Genomic DNA, 21446 nt, shown 5'->3' on the forward strand with positions numbered 1-21446 from the left:
CTACGGCTTCGCGAGCTGCGCGGCGAGCGCGTCGATGAGCGCCTGCGCGTCCGGCTTCGGCATGGTCGACGCGATCGACGCGGCGAGCAGCGCGATGTCGTCGGCGTCGAGCGACACGTCGCGCGCCTGCTTGATCTCCGGCAGGTCAGCGTGGATCGCCGCCACCTGCACCGCGGTGCGGTCGAACGTCGCGCGGCGGATGAACAGCTGCTCGAGCCACGCTCCCATCACGCGCAGCGCGCCCGCGTTCTCGCCCACGGTGGTCGCGATGCCGTCGATCTTCTTCGCCGCGGTCGCAGCCGCGTCGATCCCCGAGCGGCGCTTGATGAGCTCCTCGAGCCCCGCCGCGTTCGCGAAGAGCCACTCGAGGGCTCGCTTCTCCTCGACGGTGAGTGCCACGTCGTCCTCCTCGTAGTAGTCGGCCGGCGCATCCGCGACAGCCTTGGACGCCTGCGCGTCGATGAACGGCTTGGGGTCGACGAGCCGACCGTCGATGCGGAGCTCGACGTGCACGTGGACGCCCGTCGAGCGGCCCGTCGATCCCATGACGCCGAGCACCGCGCCGGCGACGACGTTCGGCGTGCGGAGCGCGACGCGCGAGGCGAGGTGCCAGAGCGAGACGCTGACCACCGTGCCCTCGCGCACGTTGCCGTACAGGGAGCGCAGGACGTTGAGCAGGGAGCCCGTCGCCTTCGTCGTCGTGCGGACACCGAGCGCCCCGTACTGGTCGGACAGCGGCGTGACCGACCCGTCGATGAGCGATTGCAGCGGCACGCCCTTCTTGTTCCGCACGTCGGGTCCGTAGTCGGCGCCCCAGTGCATGTCCTCGGTGATGCCGATCGCCTGGTTCGGAGCACGCGGCCCGAAGGGCGACGTGAAGACGAGCTGCTGGGGGCTGAGCTTCGCCATCACGCCTCCCTTCGTCGAGCAATTACGACCCGATCGGCCACTGCACCGGCGGCAGGTGGAACTCCGACGCGGCCGGCGCGCCGCTCGGGATCGTGAACAGGTTCAGCAGTTCGCCGACCGTGCCGCCGACGTAGCAGCCGACCGGCGTGAGCGCGCCACCGATGAAGCCCATCAGCGTGCGCGGGAACGCCACCTCGTTGAGGCTGGCCCACTTCGGCAGGTTGATGACCGGCGTCTGCGCAGCGATGTTCGTCGGGGCCGCGGTCGTGCCGCGCTGCAGGCGCATCCCCATGTGCACCATCCCGTCGACGCACTCGAGGTTCACCCAGCCGCGGTCGTGCACCGTCCACCCCGAAGCGAGCAGCGGCGTCGCCAGCGGTCCGATGTTGCGCGCCGTGTTCCCGCCCCGCAGGAACGCCCGCATGTACTTCAGGAACTCCTGGTACCCCTTCGCCGAGGGATGCGTCGCGTCCGCCATGTACGTGCTGTCAAGGCCGATCAGCCACTCCCACGCGTGCCAGATCACCTCGCAGCGGTTGGTCAGCGCGGAGTCGCGCATCGCCGTGCTCACCGGCATGAGGTTCGGGTGCCGGCCGAGGTTGTTCCACAGGCCCGGCACGACGATGACCCGCGCATTCGGGAACTGCGCCCGGGCCTTCGCCGCAAGCGTGTCCATCGCCGCGAGCACCTGCGCATACGAGTAGTTCGCGCGGGCGTCGTTCCCGCCGCCGGCGATCCACACGTACCCGACCGTCGCGTTGTCGAACGACGCATCCGCGATCGCCGTGTCGAGCTGAGCCTCGAACTGCCCTGACACGAGGTTCTGCCCCGCGATCGCGTAGTTCTTCGCCGTCCACCCCTCGGCCTGCGCGAGGTACTCCGGCCACGTCCACGGCGTCACGTTCGACGCACCGACGAACACGGCCACGTTCCGCACCGGACGCAGCAGCGCCTCCCACGCGTCGAACGCCGCCTTCACGTTCGCGGCGGTCGGCACGACGCCCGCAGCGCCCGCGTTCGTCTCGGCCTGCGTCGCGAGCTCGACGAGCCCCTGCACCGTCGTCGTCGCCGTCGGAGCGGCCGGACCCTGCGGACCCGTGTCGCCCTTGACGCCAGGGTCGCCCTTCGCGCCAGCCGGGATCCCGAACGCGATCGTGCGCGCCGATGCCGTGCCGCCGAGCGTCACCGTCGGAGCCGCGCCGGCAGCGAGCGCCGACGCGGTCGCGCCCGTGATCGTCCCCGCCGGCCCTGTGCTGCCGGTCGAGCCCGTGTTGCCACGCGGGATCCCGAACTCGACGACCTTCGCCGTCTCCGGTCCCGAGATCGCGACCGTCGCCTGCGCACCCGCAGCGAGCGTCGTCGCCGACGCCGAAGCGAACGTGCCCGTCAGGCCCGTGTCGCCCTTGTCGCCCTTCGCGCCCTTGAACTCGCCGAGCTTCGTGACGCCCTCGGGCAGGTCGGATGCTGCCATGTCAGTTCCCCCCGGTCTTGATGCCCCACGCGTTCGGCGCGACGGCTTGGATGTAGAAGCCCGGTGGAGTGCCCTCCGGCCAGTCCGCGACCGGCGGGCCGACGAACACCGCGAACGGCCACGCCTCGCTGTCCTGCTCCGTGATGCGGCCACCACCCACCGCGGCCGGGAACACCCACGTGTCCACGCCGAGGAAGCGCGGCCCGTCGAACGTCTCCTCGAAGCGGCCGACCTCGATGACGTACCGCGTCACCGGCCGCAGATCCGTCGACGCCGCGAGCGACACCGAGAACGCACCCGACGCCGCGACGTCGACCGTCACCGGCGCGGCCGACACGAGCTCCCCGTCGGGGCCGTACGCCTCACGCTGGGGCCGCACCCGCAGCTGGGGCGAGAGGCCGACGAGCGCGTCGAGCCCGAGGTCGGTGAGCGTGCCTTCGTAGACGTAGGGCATCAGGGCTCCTCTGGGGCAGGTGCGGACGGGACGGGGCCGAGGGTGTCGACGAGCGGCACCGCAGCCGGCATGTCGAGCGGCTCGATCGGGTCGGCCGTCGACAGCGGATGCGAGACGGTCGCCTGGTCGGCGAACACGACGCGCACGTAGGTCGCGCTGATGTTGATCGACACCGTCTGCTCCGGGTCGACGTCGAGCGCCTCGCACACGGCGACCCAATGGTCAGGACTGATCGTCACGGTCACCCCTTCACCGGCGGGTTGTTCGGCACCTTGCCGCCACCCGAATGGAACGCATCGATGTGCGCGTTGTACGAGTTGGCGATCGCCGTCATGTAGTCGATGACGGCGTTGATTGACCCCTGCATCGCGTTCGCGCGCTGCTCCGCCGCCGTCAGACGCGACCCCAGCGAACCGATGTGGCCGTCGTGCTGATTCGTCTTCGTCTCGAGCGCCGTCGTGCGGGTGCCGAGCGAACCGATGTGGGAGTTGTGCTGCCCGACCGTCGTCTCGAGCGACGACGCCCGCGACCCCAGCGACCCGATGTGCACCGACAGCGTGTCGACCACGCCCTCGAGCGCGAGGATCCGCGAGTCCGCAGCACCCGCGAGCTCGCTGATTCGCTGCGTCGTCCACTCCTGCACCGTCACCCACGAGCCACCCGAAGGGAGCAGGAAGCCCGACCGGCCGGCTGCGTGGCCCACGGCCGCGAACGACGTGCCGTCCGGGGACGCGACACGCGTCATCCCGCGCTCGATCGTCGCCGACTCCTGCGGCGACCCCGTCTCGATCTCGCTCAGCCGTCGGTCGAAGTCGAGCAGCGCGCCGTCGTCGGTCCTGTCGCGGATGGCACTCACAGCGTCGTCACCCCCACCGTCAACTCCGTCGACGAGAGGTCGCCCGACAGCGACGTCACGTAGCCCTCGCGCAGCCCCTCGTCGAACTGCACGTCGCCGTCGTGCCAGACCTTCGTCCGCGCCCCGAGCCGGAACTGCGACACGTCGATCGGGTAGTCGGGGTTCGCGAGGTCGACCTTGAAGCGGTGCCAGCGCACGGGCTCACGCACGGCCCGCAGCTCGGCGAGCGCGAGCGCGTCACCATCCGCCTTCGACTCGACGTGCTTGTGCGACTTGGTCGCATCCATGTCGGGAATCCGCGTGCCGGCGATGCCAGCGTTCGGCGAGAGGCCGACGACCATGTCCTGACCCGACCCCTTGCCGAGCACCGAGATTCCCGAGCGCTGCGTCGACCCGTCCGACCCCTCCTCGAAGTCGAAGATCGGCGAGCGCGGCGCGGACGCCGACCACACCGGGAACGACGCACCCTCGACCATCGGCGAGCCGACACGCACCACCCAGTGCAGCAGCCCGTCCGGGCGCCACTGCGGATCGAGCACGACGTCGGGGCCGCCGTCGGTGTCCTGCACCTCGGACAGCATCGCCTCGAACGTCTTGAAGTCGTGATGCGACCACTCGCGCGTGTGCGGTCCAGCCTCGGTCGCGGGCAGTTCGATCGGCAGCGTCCAGTTGTCGCCCGGCACCACGCGGTACGCCGCGCGCAGCAGGTTGATCGCCAGGCCGCGCAGCGACCGGTTCGCGATGAGCAGCTTCCCCGTCGGCGAGTACGTCGGCGGCATCGAGGCGTAGCGGCGCGACAGCAGCTCGCGCACCTCGACGGTGGGAGCGGTGAGCGTGTCGTGCGTGCGCGCCTCGTCGACGAGCAGGCCAGCGTGCACGGCCACGCCCTTCCACGACACGACCGCGGTGCGATCCCACGGCCGTGTCGCGTCCTTCCACTTCTCGCGAGTCAGCGGCACCGCCGCGTCACGCGGACGGAACACGACACTCGACTGGCCGATGCCCCGCATCTCTGCCGTCCACGTGCCCGACGCCGGCACCCGGACGAGCTTCGAACCGGAACGCGTGTCCACGAGGTCGCAGGAGTACAAGCCGCCGCCTCTCAGACGTAGGTGTCGGTGATCTCCCCGGCAGCGCTCCCGCTGCCCGTGAGCGTCACGCCCCATTCCTTCGTGCCACCAGCGGGGACGGTCCACGTGCGCGGCGTAACCACCGCCCCCGTCAGCACGACACCGTCGCGCGTGACCAGGCCCGTCGCGAAGTCCACGACGTCGGTGCTGTTCGCCGGCACCGCGCCGACCGTGTAGGGCAGCTCGTCCGCGCCCCAGATCTGGTAGCCGCCCGGCTGGGGACCGGCGATGCGGAACCTCGGCGACGCCGGGAAGTTGCCACGGTTCACCATCACCTTGCCGACGTTCGACGTCGTCGGCTCAGACCGTCGCTCGCCGTACCGTCGCGGATCCGCGCACCGCAGCATCAGGTCGTACTCGGGGTGGTGTCCGCTCGTGAACCGCTCAACGTCGGCAGACAGGACACGGCACCACGCCCAGGTCGAGAAGCCGTCCTCCTCGACCACGACGCGGCCGCGCTCGCCGTCAGCGCCGAGCCCGGCGAGCCGGTCGGCCGCGAGCGCCCGCGACCGAGAGTCACGCTGCCGCACCTGACCGGCGACCGTCACCACGCGGCCGGGCAGGTACAGCGGGGTGTCGAACTCGCCGTGCGCGCCGGGGCGGCGGCTGCCACCTCCGACGCCAGCGGGGCGACCCCACCATCCGGTGAGGCCGCCCCGTCCGATCGAATAGCCCTCGAACCCAGGACGGGCCCGATCGTCGACACCCTCGAGCGTCGCGCCGAACAGATGCAGCTTGAGCATCGACTACCTCCGCCTCAGCGCCTTCGTCACGTTCCGGCGCGCGGCGCTGCCCGCCAGCGCCGCCACCTCTTCGACCGACGGCCCCTCGACCACCGTGAGCGGCATCGTCACCGACGCGCCGCCAGCAGCGGGAGTCGATGCGAGCACGCCGCCGTCCGCCATCGGCATCACGCCGGGCATCCGCCGCAGGCCCTCCATGAGGAGCGCCCACGACCGAGGCGAACCATCGAGGGGCGCGTACAGCTCATCGACGTCGGAGCGGTCACCGACCACTCGCCACGTCTTCGGCGGCACCATCTGCGCGAGCGGCGCCATCGGAGTCAGGCCGCTGCCGCGGATGCCGCCAGCAGCCATGAACTCGGTGATCCCGCCGAGCGCGTTCAGCTGCAGGTTCGTGCCTGCAACCTGGAACGTGCCCGGCGTCGCCGTCTCCACGATCACCCGCACGCGGCGGCCGTTCGCGTGCGTGATCCAGTTGTTCAGGTCGTCCTGCGCCGGCGTCGTGTTCGCCGTCACCACGATCGACCCGTCGGGCAGGGTCACGATGCGATCAGCGAGCGCCTGCACCCGGGCCTGCTCCTCCTGAGCGTTCGACCCGTACGCGGTCACCGCGTCCGTCGGCGTCTGCATCACCGTGTCGATGAGAGCCTGCGCTTCCTCCCGCGTGTAGCCCATCGCCTCGAGCTGCAGGAGCAGCGCATCGCGCGACTCGTTGTACCGGGCGGACAGCTCGGCCTGGCTATCCCCAGTCGCCGCCGCCGCCTGCTGCTCCTCGTACATCGCCGAGATCGCGCCACGGATCTGACCCTCGAGTGCCTGACCGGCCTCGGTCGCCTGCAGGTTCGAAGTCACGATCGACGAGATCGCCAACTGCGACCCGTCGGCAGCGACACCTACCTCGCCGATCGCACCCGCCAACCGCAGGCTTGCATCGTTCAAGAAGCCCATCTGGACGATCGGCTCGCCCCACTCGTTGAGGCGGACCTGCGCCTCGTCGAGGCCACCGATCAGCTCATCACGCATCGTGTCCGCCGCGGCCTGCGTCGTGGCGTCGAACTCCGACATGCCGTCGATGAACGAGTCGAGGTCCGACGTGTCGGCGAACGGGTTTGCGAACAGGATGAGCGACTTAAGCCCCTCCGCCACGTCCACGAGCGGGCCAGACACGAACTCACCGAACGCCTCGACGCCCGACGCGGCTGCCTCAACCGTCGACCGACCGAAGTCCAGCGCACCGTTCGCAAGGTCGAGGAGGAACTGCGTCAGGGGGCCGCGGTTCTGCGACACCCACTCAGCGAAGTCGCCAAGCGGCTCCGAGAACGCCTGCGCGAGCGCACCTTTGATGCCGTTCGCAGCGACCTCGATGTTGCGCTGGGCCTGCTCGATGGCAGTCGCGTCATTCGACGAGAGTGTGTCGAACATGCGCTGCGCAGCGCCGGTCACACCGTTCAGCGCGTCGATGGCGGTCGTCGGGTCGAGCGCGAAGAGCGCCTCGCCGAGATCCTCCGCCTGCGTGCCGAAGAGGGCCACCGCGGCCGCGTTCCGCGCGACCGGATCCTCCATGTCGCGCAACGCGTCGAGGACGGCGTCGAGGCCGTCAACAGCCCCTTGCCCGCCAGCGGCAATCTGCGCCGTCATCTCCGCCGCATTCAGACCGAGCAGCTCGAAGCCCTCAGCCGACTTCTCCGACCCGTCGGTCGCGAGGATCTGGAACTCTTTGAGGGCGTCTGCCGCGAGGTCGCTGTTGCGCGCACCAGCGTCGAGGCCCTGCGAGATCAGTCCGAGCGCCATCTCGCCGGAGAGCCCGAGTCGCTGGAACAGCGCTGGGTACTCGGTGAGGGTGTCGAGGAGGTCCTCGTTGCGGTTCAGCCCTTCGCGGGCGCCAGCAGCAAGCAGGTCGAACGCCTGATCGGCGGACGACGCAACGCCCGTACGCAGCAACGTCGCAACCGCGGCAGCGACAGGCTGCACGTCCTCACCGAGGACGTCCGCAATCCCGGCCAGACCCTCGATGACCCGCTGCGAGGACGCGACGGACGCGTTCTCGTCGACGAGGTCGAACTGCAGCGCGAGACGCGCGGTGTCCATGTTCGCTTCGATCGACTCGCCGAAGACGTTCGCGTACGCCTCTCCAGCGACGAGTCCCAGGCGACGCGCCGATGCCTCGTCGATGCCGGTCAGCGCCTGCAGTCGGTCGTAGCCGACCTCGATCTGCAACCCCTCCTGCAGCGCTTTCGCGCCCTCGCGTCCCGCGAGGTAAAGCAGGCCGACAACGGCACCCGCGACGGGGAGTGCCGACATCGTCGCGAGCAGCGACTCACCGAACTCGTCGCCTGCGTCGTCGCCCGCGGCGCCCGCCGCGTCAGCGACGCCCGCGAGGTCAGCCTCAGCCTGCGACGTGTTCGCCGCGACGTCGACCTGGGCCCGCGCGCCCTTGAGCGCGCCGAGCTGACGCTCCATGCGCTGCAGGTCCGACTCGGCCTTCTTGATGTCGGTCTTGACGTCGGTCGTGACCTCGAGCGCGCGAAGGTACTCGAGGTGCTGCTCGACCCGGTCGATGCCCTGCTCGGCCTTCTCGACATTCGCGTCGAGCTTCGCGACCGTCTCCTGCGAGACGATCCGCTTCGCCTGCGCCTCGACGCGGTCCATCGACGCCAGTGCGCCCTTCGCGTCCGCGTCGACCTTGATCGGCTTCGACTCGACGCGCTTGCCGGTGGCCTGGATCTCCTTCTCGGCGGCCTTGATCTGCGACGTGTCCGCCGTGAAGAGCGACTGGAGCTCGAAGACCGTGGCCATGGGTACCTCCGATCAGTGCTTCGTCAGCTCGCGACGAAGGCGGGTATCGCGCTCGAGGAGCGAGAAGATGAGGGTGCGGATGCCGACCCACGGCATCGCGAGCACAGCGGGGTCGTCGAGGACTATGCCGTGCTCGTGCGAGAGGTCGTCGAGGACGATCCCCCAGTGCGTCGCGATCGCCAGCCACGACCCGTCGATCTCGACGGCCGCTTTCGGCCGCTCGGCCTCGGTCGCAGGCTTCAGGTGGTCCGGCAGCGGACGGTAGTCGGGGAACCACCCGTCCGCGTCGGGCTCCCCTACGCCGTACGGGGCGAGGTCCTCCGCCGTGACGATGCCGCTTTTCGCGCGGCATCACCCGCGACGGACGCGTCGCCCTCGCGGGGCGTCCACAGGATCTTGCCGATCCAGTCGGCGTACTGCTCGGAGCGCGCCCAGTAGAAGACGGCGTAATACGCCATCCGGTCGATGCTCTCCTTCGGCACCCCGTCGGCATCCATCTGCGCGTAGACCTCGTCGGTGAGCGCGGGGTGGCTGTCGCCGATGGAGTCGAGCACGGCCTGCACCTCGGGCGGCACGGGACCCTTCACGAGGCCAAGGCCGACCTCGCCGCGGATGGCGGAGGCGATGATCGCCTTCGCGCGCTCGACCGTCGGCGCGGGCACGCGGTAGATGCGGCCGTCGTAGGGCAGTTCGAGGTCGGGCTGCGCCCACTGCTTGAAGTCGCCGATCATGGCATGCTCCTCGGGTCTGGGGAGGCGGGCCGAGCCGTTGAGGCTCGGCCCGCCATCGGTCACGGGGTCTCCGGCTCCGTCTCCCAGCCCGTGAACGGGTTGGGGATCTGGCGCACCGGACCCTGCGACTCGCAGGTGTAGGCGAACTTCTCGACGTTGCCGTCGGAGGCGGTGTTCACGCGCGACCACGTCACGCGGAACTGCGCCTCGAAGCCGAAGTCCGGGTCGGGGATGCCCGTGTCGGGCTTGTGGTAGAACTGCAGGCCGACGTTCGCCTTGCCGTCGAGTGCGTCGGGCAGCGAGCGGCGGATGAGCGCGTCGATCTCGGGCAGGAACTTGCCCGTCGTCTCGCTGCGGTAGCCGTACTGCTGGTAGGCGAGGCCGAGCGCCCAGGCGACGACGCTCTGGTTCGGTGAGCCGCCATCGTCGTAGGACGCGATGTCCTGCGTCGTCGGCGTCCACGTGGGCGCGAGGTTGTCGATGCGGCGGGCGGGCTGCCACGTCGGCTCGGTCGCGCCGTCGATCGAGACGTCGACGTTCACGCCGTACTCGTGGGACTTGCCGAGCGTGGTGCCGGCGGGGAGGGGAACGCGTGCGCTCATCGGGTGGACTCCTTCTCGGTGTCGCTCGGGCCGTCGACGACGTCGGGCGGCGTGGTGGTGTCGACGAGCGTCGGGATGCCGTCGGCGCCCGGTACGACTCGCAGGAGCGAGCCCTCCGGGATCTCGACGACGGCGGGCGCCTCGTCGGGGTCGGTGGAGCGCGGCGGCTTCATGCCCGCCTCGCGGTATCGGTCTGCCGTGCTGGTCACGGGGTCTCCTCCTCGGTGTCGAGCGTGATGAGCCAGTTCTCGGTGCGGCCCTGACGGCGGCTCGCGTCGACGCCGAGGGGCACGGTTCGGCGGTCGCTCGCGCCGAGAATCCCCCGCCATCGGCAGAGGTCACGCAGCAGCGGGAACGACTGGTCGACGAGCGCATCCGCGCCCTTCGGGTCGTCGGGAGCGCCGAGGTGCTTGAGCTGCACCCGGCGCTGCGAGAGGTGCCGGACGTCGGCGGTCGCGTAGACGGTCACGCCGACCGCGCGGCCCGGGCCCTTCGTGGGCCCGTAGTGCACGCCGACGACAGTCGGCGAGTAGGCGGGGCCGTCGGGCTGCCACGACCACCCGTCGAGGGTGCCCAGCAGCGCGCAGATGCGCTTCGTCAGCGCGACGTCATCCACCGAACACCGCCCGGAGATGCTTCTCAACAGTCGGCGACAGCTGGTCCGCCTGTTCCTCGGCCGCCGACTCGAGGAACTTCGCCCGCCCGCCGTTGCGGTGCTCGTAGTCGAGGTTCTCGTGCTGCAGACGGGCGACGAAGTCCGTGTAACCCGCGGTCACGGTGAGGTCTTCGACCTTCACCTCGCGAGTCTTCACCGTGTCGCCCGAGTCCTTGGGGAAGCGGTCGTCGGAGACGTCCATGACGTCGTTCGCGTGCTCGGTGAGGGCGTCCTGCGCGGCCTTCTCGAACGACGTCAGGAGTGGCAGGTACTGCTCCATCGCCGCCTCCTTCCAAGGTGAGGTCGTACGCTGACGGACATGAGCGACACCCGCGCACCGGCCAGCAGCCCGCTTGCGATCCCGGCGCTTGTGGTCGGCATCCTCGGTGTCGCCTCGCTAGCGCTCATCCGAATTCCGCTTCAGGCGGCTCCTGCCGTGTTCCTAGGCGTCGTCGCGATCGTCCTAGGGCATCTCGCACTATCGAAGGGCGCAGGACGCGGCCGCCTGCTCGCGATGGGCGGGCTCGTTGGCGGTTACCTGGCGCTCGCGGGCGCAGTAGTCGCGATCGTGCTGATCGCGGTGCGCTAGCCCTACTCGAGCGCCAGCGTCTGGAAGCCCGGCAGCGTTGGATGCTCACCACGCGTGATCGCGACGACCGCGGCCTCGCGCTCGAACGGCGTGCCGACCCAGATCGTCACGAGCGACTGCGGCGGCACGAGCTCGTCCGCATCCGTGTGGACCTGCGATGACGACACCGCCTCGACGCCGCTCGCGGTGACGACGACCTTCTGCTCGTCGACGACGAAGCCGCGCACGTCGCGGGGGTCGCCGTAGCCGGGGCCCATCCCGCCGCCGTCGACGCGGTCGCGGACGGAGACGGTGTGGGGCTTGAAGTAGTCGGGCAGCGGGATGCTCACTGCAGCCACCACAGGGGGTCGGTCGGCGGATGCTCCGCGACCATCGGCACCGTGAAGGCGATCTGCGCGCGCGAGCGCAGCATGCCCTTGTGCTCGTCGGTCAGCATGAGTGTGCGTTCGGTGCGGTAGGTGATGCCCTCGGAGAACGGCCCCATCGAGCGCTGCATCGACGCCACGTCCGGGTCGTGCGCGGGCTCGTTCGCCATGACGAACTTGACCATCTCGCGCGACACCGTGCGGCGCACCGCGAGCTGCTCGACGGTGAGGGGGCCCGGCGGCGGCGCGTACGCGTCGATGCGGACAGCCGCATCGTCGAGCAGCGCCTCCGCCGTCGCCTCCTTGCCCGTGGGGAAGGCCGGCCAGATCGCCTTCAGGTCTTCGACCGTCGCGTACACCATGACCGGCCTCCCTTCGTTCGAGCTACTTGCGACGCTGGCGCGTCGGCTTCTCGGCGGGCTCGCCGACGACCGGGATGCCGTCGTCGCCCACGGGCGACTCGGGCTCGGTCTGGGCGGGCGGGAGGCTCGCGGCCTCCTCGTCCGTGACGGGCTCGCCGACCACGTCGGTCGGCTCGAGGTCGGTGCCCGCCTCGTCGACGACGACCTGCTCGTCCTCGACGCACGGCTGCCACTCGGGCCCGAGGTCGGCGGCCGTCGCCTCGTCGACGTTCACGACCGTGCCGCGGTCGTTGCGGAAGCGGACGCCCATCAGGCGACCTTGTTCTGCACGACGGCGAAGCGGTTCACGAACGCGTACCAGCCGTAGACGATCTCGAGTCGCAGCGCGATCTCGTTCTTGCGCTTCAGGTCGCCCTGGCCGTCCGGGTCTCCAAAGCGGATGATCTCGATCGGCAGCTCGCGCTGCACACCCCAGCGGATGCCGTTGACGAAGTCGCCGACGATCGCGCGGACGCCGGTGTCGGCAGCCTCGGGCGTGCCCGAGACCGTGTCGCCGACCGCCGTGGGCACGCCCATGAAGTCGGTGATGTTGGTGCCGAAGCCGAGCTGCGGGTAGCGCTGGTCGGACGTCTCGCCCGAGCCGTCGCGCTTCTTGAGGTTCGACAGGGCCCAGGCGAAGCGCGGGTCGATCGCCGCGCCGTTGACCTGCGACGGCGTGGAGCCCGACATGAGCAGGCCGACCGCCGCGCGGAAGTCGTCGTCCGCGTCCCCCGTCGCCTGCTCGACGTTCTTCGTCGTGGCGGTGACGTAGTTGTCCCAGCCGGTGATGACGGTGCCCGAGAGCGGGTTGATGCGGTGCAGGAGGCCGAGGTCGAGGCCGCGCGAGAGCGCGACCTGGCCGGCGTCGGCGACCTCGCGAAGGACGCCGAGCTGCTGGTCCTCGTCGGCCCACTCCACCTCGTTCGAGAAGCGGAGCGTGACCTGGCCCTTGTGGGGCTTGGCCTTGACCGAGCCGAAGCTGGTCGAGGACGACGACTTCTCGCCGGACTCCTCGACGTACTCCATCTTCGGGATGTCGTTGAAGGTGATGATGTCGACCTCGCCGAAGCGCATCGGCTCGCGCGGCGAGAGCTGCGCGACGGTCGAGAGGGACTTCGCCTGCTTGACCATGCCGTCGGCGATGGTGCGAGGCATGAGGACCTTGGCGTCGTTGGTGCCGAAGACGGCCATGGGGTTCTCCTTCCGGGAGAGATTGGTGTCAGTCGTCGCTGCCGCCGCCGAAGAGGCTGCGCACGGCGGCGCGCTCTTCGGACTCGACGTTCGACGTGTCGGGGCTGTCGCCCTGGGAGGGGATGACCGGCGATCCTGCCGCCGTGAGGAGGGGCTTCAGCTCGGTGGCGTGTGCCTCGAGCTCCTCCTTGGTGGAGCCACGCAGCGCGCCCGCCGGAACGCCGGTCGCCTTCGCGACGTCGGCGCGCCAGGTGGCGAGCTGCTCCTTCTGCTCGAACGTGCCGACCTTCGCCTCGGCGTCGGTGGCGCGCTGCGCTGCGGCGTCGCGCTCCTGCTCAGCGGTCGCCTTCGCGGCCTCCGCCTGCTCGGCGCGCGTGGTGAGGTCGCCGAGTCCGGCGACCTTGCCCTCGAGCTCGGTGATCTTGCCCTCGAACTGCTCGCGCTGGCGCGTGAGTCGGTCGCGGACCTTCTCGTCGAACTCGTCCTGCGACGCGATCGTCATGGGGAACGTCATGCGTGTGCTCCTTCAGCCCCGATTGACCGCTCGGGTAGGCGTGGCCCCGCACAGCGCGGGGAGGTTCAGGTGTCGTAGTCGCCGGACTCGAACCGGTCGACGAGGGTGCGCACTCGCTCGCGATGCGCGGCGAGTTCGCGCGGCTTCATGCCGTCGGTGCGTCGCGACGCCTCGTAGACGTCGACGGGCACCTCGCGGGCCTGCGGGTCCCAGGAGGGCACGGCCGTGCATCCGCAGTCGTTGTGTGCGGCGAAGTAGTTCGTGTCGTAGCGGTAGACGCGACCACGCTGCGCGAGCGCCTTGCAGAACGAGCACGAGGTGCCGCGCGCGCGCCGCTCCCACCCGCGCGAGCGCGGATCCTCGCGCGTCGAGGCGACGATCGTGAGCCGCCCCTGCTCTACGACGTAGCGCGCAGCGGGCGCCGCGAGAGCCGCGAGCATGAGCGCCGGCGTCTCCGTGAAGAGGTGCTGCGCCGCGAACCGCACCATGCGGTCGATGCGCTCCTCCTCGATGGGATCGGCCACGCGGGCGCGGTACGAGCCGCGCACGTTCAAGCCTGATCGCACGTCGTCGTACCAGTCCGCCGCGACCGCAGCCGCGCCCTCGCCGTAGCGCTGCACGAGCGAGGGCACGAACTGCAGCAGCGCATCGCGCACCGCCTCGGGCCGCTCGAGGTTGAGCGACCCGAAGAAGAGCGTCAGCTCCTCGCGGATGAGACGGCCGGCACCCAGCTGCAGGTCGCGCAGCGTGCGCGCTTCGGCATCGGAGACCCAGCGCCGGGGCATCAGACGCCTCCGACGGCCTCGCTCGGCGATGCCGTCTCGCCCGTGGCCGGGCGACGCGCTGCCTCGATGAGCGCAGCCATCGTGCCCGAGCCCTCGGCGCGCCGCTTGTCGGCGAGCAGCCGCGTGACCGTGGGGCCGGAGAAGCCCGCGAACTTGAGCGCCTCGGGCGACTCAGCGAACCACGGGAAGACGCGCGAGAGCTGCTCGAGCGCGGCCGACGCCGTCACGGGCGACGTGAACGCCGGGTCGAGCCACGACGCCTGCAGGCCCCGCAGCTCCTCGGCGTACGCGTCCTTGCCGTCGCGCAGTCGCACGATGCGGCGCGCGACCTGCCGCAGCGCTGCGCCGTAGACGCGGACCTGCGCCCGCGACTTCACGATCAGGTCCTTCTCCGCGGCGTACAGCGCCTCCGCCGAGGGCGGGTTGTCCTGCACGATGCCGAGCGACGAGATGGGCAGGCCGGTCTCGCCTGCGATCTGCGATGCGTAGATGCGGTGCAGGTCGGCGAGCGGCTGCGTCGTCATCTGCGCCATCTGCGTGACGGTCGGCAGGTCGCCGTTCTCGTCGCGGCTGATGGCGAGCCAGCGGTCAATCGCCAGCGCCCACTTCGACTTCGCGAACGCGGACTCGCCGACGCCGAGAGCGAGCATGCGCGGGGCGGCGTAGAAGTCGGCTCCGATCTCGGTGCGGATGATGTTCGCGATCGCGTGGTCGGTGATGGTGCGCACGCCTCGCGTGATTCGGGAGCGGCCGAACGGGCGGTCGAGCTGCGGGTCGAACGCGAGCGGCTCGGCCCACACCTCGCCGAGCGCGTTCGCCTTGCGCTCTGCCGTCCATGCTCCCGACGAGCGGCGGCGGCAGAGGAGGACCACGTCGGGCAGGTAGACGTCGACCGCGGACGCGCGACCGTGCTCGTCGACGTCGGTGATGGCCATGTAGGACGACACGCGTCGGCGGCGCTTGTCCCACTTCGCGGCGGACCACTCTGCCGAGCGAGCCATGACGAGGATCTCGGGCTCGCCCGAGGCGACGTCACCGCGCGCGGTCGTGATGAACGAGCACGAGTGCTTCAGCGAGGACGTGATCGCCTGCGGCAGCTCGAGGTCGAACCGGTTCCCGTCGAGGATCTCCTCGAGCTCGAACGGGTCCTCGCCCTGGTCGGGCGCCGCGAAGCCGTCGAAGATCATCCGGTCGCCGAGGCCGCCGACCGCCCGCTCAGGCCAGCCGAGCGATGCGCGGATGCGTGCCATCGCCTCCGGCGGGATGTTGCCCGTCGGCCGCAGCGGCATCTTGCCGTCGTAGTACATCGAGTTGCGGACGTTGCCCGGGCGCTTCTCGATCCACGTCTTCATCAGCCCGCGGACGATGTCGAGCTCGGCGTCCGAGACGTTCGTCATGAAGCGGGGCAGGCCGTCGACGGCCGTGGACGCGACTGCGATCACGAGATCACCTGCTTCCTGGATGGGTCTCGCTTCGTGTGCCGCGCGCCGTAGTGCGCGACGCTGATCGCCTCGAGCGGCGTTTCGTCACCGTCGACGGTGGTGGCTTCCCAGCCCCACGCGCCGGATGCGGTGCGCTTCTTCTTGTCGGTCACCGCGACGGAGTCGTCGAGTACCTGCTGCCCGGCGTCGGCGAGATGCGTCAGCGAGCGGTCGAGGAGCGAGTCGTACGCTCCTGCGCACGCGGCGAGGTACTGCGTCGTGTTCAGCACGCGGATCATGCGAGGCGGCACCTTGCGCTCGATGAGCGCCTGCTTGAGCGTCTCGGCGCCAGCCGCGCCGGAGATGACGATCTCGGCGGTCTGCCGCCAGCATCCGGCGAGCCAGTCGGCGAGCGGCGCGATGCCGTCCTCGACCGGGCCGGTCTGCGCGTCGAGCAGCTCGGCGTGGATGCCGGTGGAGTGCTTGCGCGCGCCGCCGAGCGACACGCGAGTGCCGTCCTGCGAGAAGGCGACGCCGTAGGAGATCGTGCCCTCCGGTGCGGCGTCGACACCCTGTCGGTCCCAGAGCGTTCGGCTGATCGCACGCGACCCGGGGTCGTCGGAGTCCCAGACGCCCATGCCCTCGCGCAGGAACGACTCGTCGTCGCCGAGCTGCTCGCGCATGCGCTGGATCGACTCGGCCGGCGTGCGGTGCGGGAACGACGGGTTCGCCTTCGCCCACTGCTCGCGGTCGTCGGGGTCGGCGCCCTCGTCCGCGCCGACCTCGATGTAGAGCGTGTCGCTCGCCGCGTCCTCGCCGGCGCTGCGCTTCGCCTCGACGGCGAGCATCTTGCGGCGGCGGCCCTTGAACACCTCGGCCGGATCGGTCGGCTTCGGCGGCGTGCCCATGTAGATGACGAGCGGGTTCTTCGACACGTTCGTCGTCGGGATCATGTCGGTCAGCGCGCGCTCGGTGAGGATCTGCGCCTCGTCGAACACGACGATCGACACGCCCTGCAGGCCACGGCCGAAGCCGTGCTCGCGCGCACCGAACGAGATGCGCGACCCGTTCATGAAGCGGATCGACTGCTTGCCGTTGCCGCCGCGGACCTGCCGGATGTGAGGCGCGACGAGGCGGCGGCGCGCGAACGCCGCGAGCGACTCGAAGGTCTCGTCGGTCGTCGCCGAGTGGTGCGCCGTCCACAGCACCTTCGTGCCCGGGAACAGGATGCACAGCGCGAAGACGATCGAACCGATCGTGAACGTCTTGCCCGCCTGGCGGCAGATCGAGATGATCGCGCCGCCGATGCCAGCCGCGTACAGCCCGGTCGACCGCTTCGCGAGAAGCGCGCGCGCGAGGCCTCGCTGCCAATCGTCGTGCTCGACGCCCATCTTCCGGCACTGCGCCTCGACGCCCGGATAGCCCGTCGCGACGATGTCCGACGGCAGCACGAGGTGCTTCGCGACGTCAGAGAGCCTCGGGGTCCCAGTCCTCGTCTTCAGCGTCGGCGGCATCGGCAGCCTCCTCGGCCTCCCGTGCCTCGATCTCCTCGAGCTCGCGCATCGTCTCGTTCAGCAGGCGGGCGTTCGGTGGCAGGTCGCGGGCAGCGATCCCGGCCTCGATGGTCTCGGCGATCTGATCGCGCAGCGCGACGAGGTACGCCTTCCGGTCACCCGAGGCGGCCGCAGCCGCGAGCTTCGCGCGGGGCGCCGGCGCGGCGTCGACCCACGTGCGCAGCGACGTCCTCGAGACGCCGAGCATCTGCGCAACACTGTGCAGCGACTGACCGCCCCGAACGCGCTCGACCGCATCGGCCTTGAACTCGTCCGAGTAGGTCTTCCTGCCGCGCGGTTGCTGGGCAGTCGACTTCCTCGAGGGACGCTTCGACGAGTCGGCTCGAGGCATCATTCCCCCGACTGGCATGTGGAAAACGTTCAGGGAGAGATCGGCGCTATCCCCCTGGGGTCGCCTCCCCCTAGTGGGGAGGGGGGGTGGTGGCCCCCTGATGCGCCGATCGCGATGCCGGAGCCGGTCACGTGCGGATGACCTCACCGTCGGCGTGTGCCCGGACCATCTCGCGCACGTCGTCGATGAGCGTGTCGGGCCAGCCCCACGCGACTCCCTCGTCCAGGTACACCGTCTGGACGTCCATGCCGCGCATCTCGAGTCCCTGGTAGCGCAGCTCGATGCTGCCGCCGCTCGCGAAGTCGATGCGGTGTCGGCCGTTCGCTCGGCACACGAGCGAGACCTCGAGGCCGTCGGCTGCGCGCAGGATCTCGTCGAGGGCTGCGTGCTCATGCCCGTGCGTCACGACGACGATGCTGCGGCCGCGGTGCGCGTCGATGGCGAGGCCGAGTGCTGCGAAGCGGTTCATGTCAGCTCCTGGTTCCTCGGTCCCCACCCTGGCGAGGACGTGATGACCGCTGGTCGGTCCTTCGGGATCGGGTCGGGCTTGTTGCCTCGCTGCCGGTTGCACCAGCGGTGCAGCAGGCGCGTGTTGGTCTTCGACAGCGGGTCGCCGCCCCACGAGACGTGCACGATCTCGTCGACGACCGGGAAGCGATTGTCGTCCGGGTCGAGCTCGTTCGCCATCGCGGTGCCGAGCCAGTCTTCGGGCCATGGGCACTGGTGCCATGCGCAGTGGGTGCCGCGAGCAAGGAGGTCGCGGCGGAGGTTGCGGCGTCGGTGGCCGTTCGCGTAGCGAGGGTTCGTCGCCATGACGCCGCAGCCTCTCGTTGTCGCGCTAGATGCCGATGGCGCTCGCGTACTTCAGGACCTCGCGAGCTGCCTCGAGGCGGATGCCGTCGTGGTCGCTGGTCGTCATGAGATGCGTGAGCGTCTCGAACGCCTGGCCCATCGCGTCGGTGACGGTGGACCCCTCGCTCTTCGGCGCCTTCGATGCGCTGTCGAGCGCCTGGCTCCACTCGGGCTGCGTGGTGTCGGCCATGGGTGTCTTCCTTCTCCCCCGAGGGCGCTTCCCCCGTGAGCCTGTGGTCGGCAGTCAGCCGAAGCGGTTCGTCAGGTAGACGCCGAGCCCGCACGACGCTGCGATCGCCTGCTCGCTCGGCGAGACGATGTCGCGCGACGCTCGTGCTGCCTGCTCGAGGTCGGTGTTCGTCCACTCGACGGCCGCGACCCATGCGACCGGGAACGCGTTCTCGCCGGGGCGGATGAGCTGCAGGTAGGCGTTGATCGCCCGGCCGACGTCGGCGCGCGCTTCGACGATGTCGGGCGCGAAGTAGTCGAAGGCCGCCTCGTCGTCATCGTCCACGGCAGCCTCCGGCGAAGGGGTCCTCGGTCGCGCTCCTGCTGTGCGATGCGGGCCGCCTCGCTGACGCACGAGCACGGGGCCGGTGCAGGAGGTGGTGCGCTGGCGCCGTGCGCCGTGGCTGCAGATGCGAGTGTGAGCGGCCGAGGAGGTTGAGGGGCTTCGGGCCTCTGGACGAGCCCAGGGAACGTGCACCGCGTCTGCCTAGACTCCGGGCATGGCGCGAGCGTGGTGGGTCAATCAGGGACAGTCTCCGTCGAGCACGTACCCGATTATCTGGTCACCTCTGATCGGACAGGGTGGCCGACGCATCTGGCACTGGGACGCCATGGACCGGGCTGCGAAGGGCGACCTGGTGATCCATTACGCGAGACAGGCCGTGCGCGGTATCTCGCTCGTCGAAGGACCGGCCGCGCCCGCGGCGCGCCCGTACGCGGAGGAGCACTGGAACAACGACGGCCGGCAGCTCCCGGTGGAGTTTGTCGAGCTCGCCGATCCCGTACCGCTGGCTAATCTGCCCATCGCCACACGGATCGCCGAGGATGAAGGCGGCCCATTCCGTCGAGACGGATCCGTACACCAGGGGTACTTCTTTCCGCTAACGGTCGCTGCAGCCGCACAGTTCGCAGCACTGGCCGATGTCTCGATCGCTCCCGACCCCGCGGACCCCGACACGTTGACCGTCGAAGGTGAGACGGACCGAGAGGGCTTCATCAAGCTCCGACGCGAGCAGTCGAAGGTTCGCCAGTGGCTCCTTCGCCAGCAGGCAGAACCCGCGTGCGAGCTCTGTGGATCTGCGCTCCCTGCCGAGTACCTTGTGGCTGCTCACATCAAACCGCGCTCACGCTGCACGGAGGCTGAGCGACTGGATCCTCACGTGGCGATGCTCGCGTGCTTGTTCGGGTGCGACGCGGCGTTCGAGCGCGGCGACCTCATCGTTGATGCTGACGGCATTATCGGCGTGCGCGCAGTCGAGCCGGCCCTGAGAGCAAATCTGGCCAGGATGAGGGGCTCGAGAGCCCCCGCTTTCAGTGCCCGCCGCGCTACCTACTTCGGGTTTCATCGTGAGTTGCACCTCGCGCGCTGACGTCGCTTAGCGCACGCGGACGCAGTCCTCGCTGACCACCCAGGGATCGAACCTGGGATCATCGCCTTAACAGGGCGCTGCTCTGCCGCTGAGCTAGTGGTCAAAACGCGCTCGGCCATCTCCCCCACGGAACGGCGTCGCGCGGGCGCGAGCGTCGGGTCTCAGACCACTCCGCGCGCGCATGAGAATGGCCCCGAACGAGTTCGGGGCCATTGACCGCTTAAGCAGAGCCTAGCAAGGGCGACTGTCATAGGTCTCAAAGGTCAGCCCTGCCGACGCCCCGCAGCCCGCGCCCTGCGCTTCTGCACGTCCACCTCGAGCAACCGCTCCCGGGAGGTGCGCATCTTGCCGCGGACGAGGCGGAAGCGGATGAGCCCGTCTCGCTGCCACCGGAAGATCGTGCTCTCGCCGCGACCGACCTCGGCCATCGCCTCGCGCATCGTGAGCATCTCGTGGTCCGTCACGCTGCCTTCCCTCCCTCGTAGCCCTCGAAGATGAGGGGCCACGGCTCGTCGACGTCCCGATCGGTGCGCTCGAAGTCGCACTCCTGGTTCGTGCACGCGTACGTCGTCACGCCCGGCGCTACCCGCGGCTGCCGGACGATCACCTTCCGCTGCTCGCAGGTCGGGCACGGCGTCTGCGACTTCCGCACGTACGGCGCCACCCGGAACCGACCGAGCGCCCGCTGCAGCGTCCACGCGCGCTGCTCCTCGGGCAGGTGCTCGTCGACGACGACGCCGAGCAGCACGTCCCACCACCAGTCGAGCGCGCCCTGGTCGTTCGCGATCTCCGGCAGCCACTGGATGATCGACGACGCGAGCCACACAGCCTCGGCGCGGACGAGGTCGGCCCCGTCCGTGAGGCGCGGCATCCGGTGCCGCGTGCCGGTGAGGCCCTCGACGCCGTCGACGATCGCGCCCATGACCTCGCCGTACGCGTCGAGGATCTCGGCCCGCACGGGCGCCGGCGTCTCGTCCTTCGACCCCGCGACGCGCTGCTTGATCTCCTTCGCCTTCTGCGGATCCGATGCCGACTCCATCGCGAGTACGCAGTCGGGGATCATGTCGACCGCGCCGCGGAGCTGCCCGAAGCAGCGGCCGCAGATCAGCGACGCGTCGTGCGCGAGACGCGGCCGGCAGCCTCGGCAGTCGCCGTCGCCGCGGCCGTAGTCGGGGCACTGCGCGAAGTGCTCGCCGCGGTGCGTGCAGCCGTGGACGCACGCCCGCTCGGTCGTCTCGGTCATGGGGTCTCCTCGGTTCGGTCCTGCTCCTGCATCCGCGCGGCGTACAGCGCCCGCCGCGCGATCTCCTTCTCGACCTCGTGAATCGCGAACACGTGCCACCAGCGCACGCGGCGCCAGCGACCGAAGCGGCCGCGCTCCTGCTCCGAGACGAGGTACTGCCACCAGGCGCCGCAGACGCGGCACGGCGCGACGCCGCCGTCCGCGGCCACGCCCGGGAGCGCGCGACGCTCGCGCA

31 protein-coding genes and 1 tRNA gene are annotated in these 21446 nt (G+C 70.2%); 2 read left to right on the forward strand and 30 right to left on the reverse strand.

All coding sequences use genetic code 11. The annotated features are described in order from the left end of the window. The 13 genes from ACFQPP_RS09210 to ACFQPP_RS09270 form a co-directional block, all read right to left on the reverse strand. A complete protein-coding gene (locus ACFQPP_RS09210) occupies positions 1–909 on the reverse strand; it encodes a M23 family metallopeptidase (RefSeq protein WP_376916281.1) in 909 nt (302 codons plus the stop codon). 22 nt (positions 910–931) lie between these two features. After that, positions 932–2380, reverse strand: coding sequence for a GDSL-type esterase/lipase family protein (locus ACFQPP_RS09215; RefSeq protein WP_376916282.1), 1449 nt, complete (start codon positions 2378–2380; stop codon positions 932–934). A gap of 1 nt (position 2381) precedes the next feature. After that, complete coding sequence (locus tag ACFQPP_RS09220) at positions 2382–2834, reverse strand: hypothetical protein (protein WP_376916283.1); 453 nt, start codon at positions 2832–2834, stop codon at positions 2382–2384. Further along, the gene (locus ACFQPP_RS09225; protein WP_376916284.1) at positions 2834–3073 is read right to left on the reverse strand and encodes a hypothetical protein; all 240 of its coding nucleotides are present in this window, start codon (positions 3071–3073) and stop codon (positions 2834–2836) included. Before ACFQPP_RS09225 ends, ACFQPP_RS09220 begins: the two co-directional genes overlap by 1 nt. 2 nt (positions 3074–3075) lie before the next feature. Beyond that, positions 3076–3690, reverse strand: coding sequence for a hypothetical protein (locus tag ACFQPP_RS09230; protein ID WP_376916285.1), 615 nt, complete (start codon positions 3688–3690; stop codon positions 3076–3078). Next, entirely contained in the window at positions 3687–4673 is a 987-nt protein-coding gene (locus ACFQPP_RS09235) for a hypothetical protein (RefSeq protein WP_376916286.1), read from the reverse strand. The genes ACFQPP_RS09230 and ACFQPP_RS09235 overlap by 4 nt, the downstream gene beginning before the upstream one ends. Positions 4674–4792: 119 nt before the next feature. Next, on the reverse strand, positions 4793–5563 hold the full coding sequence (locus ACFQPP_RS09240; RefSeq protein ID WP_376916287.1) for a hypothetical protein: 771 nt from the start codon (positions 5561–5563) through the stop codon (positions 4793–4795). Positions 5564–5566: 3 nt separating this feature from the next. Beyond that, on the reverse strand, positions 5567–8359 hold the full coding sequence (locus tag ACFQPP_RS09245; protein ID WP_376916288.1) for a phage tail tape measure protein: 2793 nt from the start codon (positions 8357–8359) through the stop codon (positions 5567–5569). Positions 8360–8655: 296 nt separating this feature from the next. Continuing rightward, positions 8656–9090, reverse strand: coding sequence for a hypothetical protein (locus ACFQPP_RS09250; protein WP_376916289.1), 435 nt, complete (start codon positions 9088–9090; stop codon positions 8656–8658). 59 nt (positions 9091–9149) lie between these two features. Then, the gene (locus ACFQPP_RS09255) at positions 9150–9692 is read right to left on the reverse strand and encodes a hypothetical protein (protein ID WP_376916290.1); all 543 of its coding nucleotides are present in this window, start codon (positions 9690–9692) and stop codon (positions 9150–9152) included. Beyond that, positions 9689–9901 (reverse strand): hypothetical protein, encoded by a 213-nt coding sequence (locus ACFQPP_RS09260; protein ID WP_376916291.1) that lies wholly within the window; start codon positions 9899–9901, stop codon positions 9689–9691. Before ACFQPP_RS09260 ends, ACFQPP_RS09255 begins: the two co-directional genes overlap by 4 nt. Continuing rightward, positions 9898–10308, reverse strand: a complete 411-nt coding sequence (locus ACFQPP_RS09265) for a hypothetical protein (RefSeq protein WP_376916292.1) — start codon at positions 10306–10308, stop codon at positions 9898–9900. Before ACFQPP_RS09265 ends, ACFQPP_RS09260 begins: the two co-directional genes overlap by 4 nt. Next, a complete protein-coding gene (locus tag ACFQPP_RS09270; protein WP_376916293.1) occupies positions 10301–10627 on the reverse strand; it encodes a hypothetical protein in 327 nt (108 codons plus the stop codon). The genes ACFQPP_RS09265 and ACFQPP_RS09270 overlap by 8 nt, the downstream gene beginning before the upstream one ends. Positions 10628–10666: 39 nt before the next feature. Between ACFQPP_RS09270 and ACFQPP_RS09275 the strand changes: the two genes are divergently transcribed. Further along, on the forward strand, positions 10667–10936 hold the full coding sequence (locus ACFQPP_RS09275; protein WP_376916294.1) for a hypothetical protein: 270 nt from the start codon (positions 10667–10669) through the stop codon (positions 10934–10936). Positions 10937–10938: 2 nt separating this feature from the next. Here the strand turns inward: ACFQPP_RS09275 and ACFQPP_RS09280 are convergent, their stop codons facing one another. The 13 genes from ACFQPP_RS09280 to ACFQPP_RS09340 form a co-directional block, all read right to left on the reverse strand. Then, positions 10939–11265 (reverse strand): hypothetical protein, encoded by a 327-nt coding sequence (locus ACFQPP_RS09280; protein WP_376916295.1) that lies wholly within the window; start codon positions 11263–11265, stop codon positions 10939–10941. After that, positions 11262–11663 carry a hypothetical protein gene (locus tag ACFQPP_RS09285; protein ID WP_376916296.1) on the reverse strand — a complete coding sequence of 134 codons (402 nt, stop codon included), beginning with the start codon at positions 11661–11663 and terminating at the stop codon, positions 11262–11264. The genes ACFQPP_RS09280 and ACFQPP_RS09285 overlap by 4 nt, the downstream gene beginning before the upstream one ends. A 22-nt stretch (positions 11664–11685) precedes the next feature. After that, positions 11686–11973 carry a hypothetical protein gene (locus ACFQPP_RS09290; RefSeq protein ID WP_376916297.1) on the reverse strand — a complete coding sequence of 96 codons (288 nt, stop codon included), beginning with the start codon at positions 11971–11973 and terminating at the stop codon, positions 11686–11688. Further along, positions 11973–12893 carry a phage major capsid protein gene (locus tag ACFQPP_RS09295; RefSeq protein ID WP_376916298.1) on the reverse strand — a complete coding sequence of 307 codons (921 nt, stop codon included), beginning with the start codon at positions 12891–12893 and terminating at the stop codon, positions 11973–11975. The genes ACFQPP_RS09290 and ACFQPP_RS09295 overlap by 1 nt, the downstream gene beginning before the upstream one ends. A 28-nt stretch (positions 12894–12921) precedes the next feature. Then, entirely contained in the window at positions 12922–13407 is a 486-nt protein-coding gene (locus ACFQPP_RS09300; RefSeq protein ID WP_376916299.1) for a hypothetical protein, read from the reverse strand. A gap of 65 nt (positions 13408–13472) precedes the next feature. Next, positions 13473–14192 (reverse strand): hypothetical protein, encoded by a 720-nt coding sequence (locus ACFQPP_RS09305; RefSeq protein WP_376916300.1) that lies wholly within the window; start codon positions 14190–14192, stop codon positions 13473–13475. Beyond that, on the reverse strand, positions 14192–15634 hold the full coding sequence (locus ACFQPP_RS09310; RefSeq protein WP_376916301.1) for a phage portal protein: 1443 nt from the start codon (positions 15632–15634) through the stop codon (positions 14192–14194). Before ACFQPP_RS09310 ends, ACFQPP_RS09305 begins: the two co-directional genes overlap by 1 nt. After that, complete coding sequence (locus ACFQPP_RS09315) at positions 15631–17127, reverse strand: terminase large subunit domain-containing protein (protein WP_376916302.1); 1497 nt, start codon at positions 17125–17127, stop codon at positions 15631–15633. The genes ACFQPP_RS09310 and ACFQPP_RS09315 overlap by 4 nt, the downstream gene beginning before the upstream one ends. Further along, positions 17081–17536, reverse strand: coding sequence for a transposase (locus ACFQPP_RS09320; RefSeq protein WP_376916782.1), 456 nt, complete (start codon positions 17534–17536; stop codon positions 17081–17083). The genes ACFQPP_RS09315 and ACFQPP_RS09320 overlap by 47 nt, the downstream gene beginning before the upstream one ends. 109 nt (positions 17537–17645) lie before the next feature. Beyond that, positions 17646–17987: a hypothetical protein gene (locus tag ACFQPP_RS09325; RefSeq protein ID WP_376916303.1), complete on the reverse strand. Its 342-nt coding sequence runs from the start codon at positions 17985–17987 to the stop codon at positions 17646–17648. Further along, positions 17984–18331, reverse strand: coding sequence for a hypothetical protein (locus ACFQPP_RS09330; protein ID WP_376916304.1), 348 nt, complete (start codon positions 18329–18331; stop codon positions 17984–17986). Before ACFQPP_RS09330 ends, ACFQPP_RS09325 begins: the two co-directional genes overlap by 4 nt. Positions 18332–18356: 25 nt before the next feature. After that, positions 18357–18560 (reverse strand): hypothetical protein, encoded by a 204-nt coding sequence (locus ACFQPP_RS09335; protein ID WP_376916305.1) that lies wholly within the window; start codon positions 18558–18560, stop codon positions 18357–18359. Positions 18561–18614: 54 nt separating this feature from the next. Further along, positions 18615–18884 carry a hypothetical protein gene (locus tag ACFQPP_RS09340; protein ID WP_376916306.1) on the reverse strand — a complete coding sequence of 90 codons (270 nt, stop codon included), beginning with the start codon at positions 18882–18884 and terminating at the stop codon, positions 18615–18617. 214 nt (positions 18885–19098) lie between these two features. Between ACFQPP_RS09340 and ACFQPP_RS09345 the strand changes: the two genes are divergently transcribed. Next, positions 19099–19968, forward strand: coding sequence for a hypothetical protein (locus tag ACFQPP_RS09345; RefSeq protein ID WP_376916307.1), 870 nt, complete (start codon positions 19099–19101; stop codon positions 19966–19968). Between the two features lie 31 nt (positions 19969–19999). Here ACFQPP_RS09345 and ACFQPP_RS09350 read toward each other — a convergent pair. The 4 genes from ACFQPP_RS09350 to ACFQPP_RS09365 all read right to left on the reverse strand — a co-directional run bounded on the left by ACFQPP_RS09350 (position 20000) and on the right by ACFQPP_RS09365 (position 21420). After that, positions 20000–20071, reverse strand: a tRNA-Asn gene (locus tag ACFQPP_RS09350). Between the two features lie 160 nt (positions 20072–20231). Continuing rightward, positions 20232–20432, reverse strand: coding sequence for a hypothetical protein (locus tag ACFQPP_RS09355; protein WP_376916308.1), 201 nt, complete (start codon positions 20430–20432; stop codon positions 20232–20234). After that, entirely contained in the window at positions 20429–21211 is a 783-nt protein-coding gene (locus tag ACFQPP_RS09360) for a hypothetical protein (protein WP_376916309.1), read from the reverse strand. Before ACFQPP_RS09360 ends, ACFQPP_RS09355 begins: the two co-directional genes overlap by 4 nt. Beyond that, on the reverse strand, positions 21208–21420 hold the full coding sequence (locus ACFQPP_RS09365; protein WP_376916310.1) for a hypothetical protein: 213 nt from the start codon (positions 21418–21420) through the stop codon (positions 21208–21210). The genes ACFQPP_RS09360 and ACFQPP_RS09365 overlap by 4 nt, the downstream gene beginning before the upstream one ends. Positions 21421–21446: the final 26 nt, after the last annotated feature.

Origin of the sequence: Agrococcus sp. GCM10030265, assembly GCF_042666675.1 — a bacterium.
Classification (GTDB): Bacteria; Actinomycetota; Actinomycetes; order Actinomycetales; family Microbacteriaceae; genus Agrococcus.

Coding starts and splice junctions, on each gene's coding strand:
- ACFQPP_RS09315 (WP_376916302.1), bottom strand. CDS start 17,127: ATGCCGCCGACGCTGAAGACGAGGACTGGGACCCCGAGGCTCTCTGAC.
- ACFQPP_RS09215 (WP_376916282.1), bottom strand. CDS start 2,380: ATGGCAGCATCCGACCTGCCCGAGGGCGTCACGAAGCTCGGCGAGTTC.
- ACFQPP_RS09300 (WP_376916299.1), bottom strand. CDS start 13,407: ATGACGTTCCCCATGACGATCGCGTCGCAGGACGAGTTCGACGAGAAG.
- ACFQPP_RS09275 (WP_376916294.1), top strand. CDS start 10,667: ATGAGCGACACCCGCGCACCGGCCAGCAGCCCGCTTGCGATCCCGGCG.
- ACFQPP_RS09290 (WP_376916297.1), bottom strand. CDS start 11,973: ATGGGCGTCCGCTTCCGCAACGACCGCGGCACGGTCGTGAACGTCGAC.
- ACFQPP_RS09320 (WP_376916782.1), bottom strand. CDS start 17,536: ATGCCAGTCGGGGGAATGATGCCTCGAGCCGACTCGTCGAAGCGTCCC.
- ACFQPP_RS09240 (WP_376916287.1), bottom strand. CDS start 5,563: ATGCTCAAGCTGCATCTGTTCGGCGCGACGCTCGAGGGTGTCGACGAT.
- ACFQPP_RS09210 (WP_376916281.1), bottom strand. CDS start 909: ATGGCGAAGCTCAGCCCCCAGCAGCTCGTCTTCACGTCGCCCTTCGGG.
- ACFQPP_RS09270 (WP_376916293.1), bottom strand. CDS start 10,627: ATGGAGCAGTACCTGCCACTCCTGACGTCGTTCGAGAAGGCCGCGCAG.
- ACFQPP_RS09305 (WP_376916300.1), bottom strand. CDS start 14,192: ATGCCCCGGCGCTGGGTCTCCGATGCCGAAGCGCGCACGCTGCGCGAC.
- ACFQPP_RS09250 (WP_376916289.1), bottom strand. CDS start 9,090: ATGATCGGCGACTTCAAGCAGTGGGCGCAGCCCGACCTCGAACTGCCC.
- ACFQPP_RS09330 (WP_376916304.1), bottom strand. CDS start 18,331: ATGGCGACGAACCCTCGCTACGCGAACGGCCACCGACGCCGCAACCTC.
- ACFQPP_RS09345 (WP_376916307.1), top strand. CDS start 19,099: ATGGCGCGAGCGTGGTGGGTCAATCAGGGACAGTCTCCGTCGAGCACG.
- ACFQPP_RS09285 (WP_376916296.1), bottom strand. CDS start 11,663: ATGGTGTACGCGACGGTCGAAGACCTGAAGGCGATCTGGCCGGCCTTC.
- ACFQPP_RS09255 (WP_376916290.1), bottom strand. CDS start 9,692: ATGAGCGCACGCGTTCCCCTCCCCGCCGGCACCACGCTCGGCAAGTCC.
- ACFQPP_RS09335 (WP_376916305.1), bottom strand. CDS start 18,560: ATGGCCGACACCACGCAGCCCGAGTGGAGCCAGGCGCTCGACAGCGCA.
- ACFQPP_RS09325 (WP_376916303.1), bottom strand. CDS start 17,987: ATGAACCGCTTCGCAGCACTCGGCCTCGCCATCGACGCGCACCGCGGC.
- ACFQPP_RS09360 (WP_376916309.1), bottom strand. CDS start 21,211: ATGACCGAGACGACCGAGCGGGCGTGCGTCCACGGCTGCACGCACCGC.
- ACFQPP_RS09245 (WP_376916288.1), bottom strand. CDS start 8,359: ATGGCCACGGTCTTCGAGCTCCAGTCGCTCTTCACGGCGGACACGTCG.
- ACFQPP_RS09295 (WP_376916298.1), bottom strand. CDS start 12,893: ATGGCCGTCTTCGGCACCAACGACGCCAAGGTCCTCATGCCTCGCACC.
- ACFQPP_RS09220 (WP_376916283.1), bottom strand. CDS start 2,834: ATGCCCTACGTCTACGAAGGCACGCTCACCGACCTCGGGCTCGACGCG.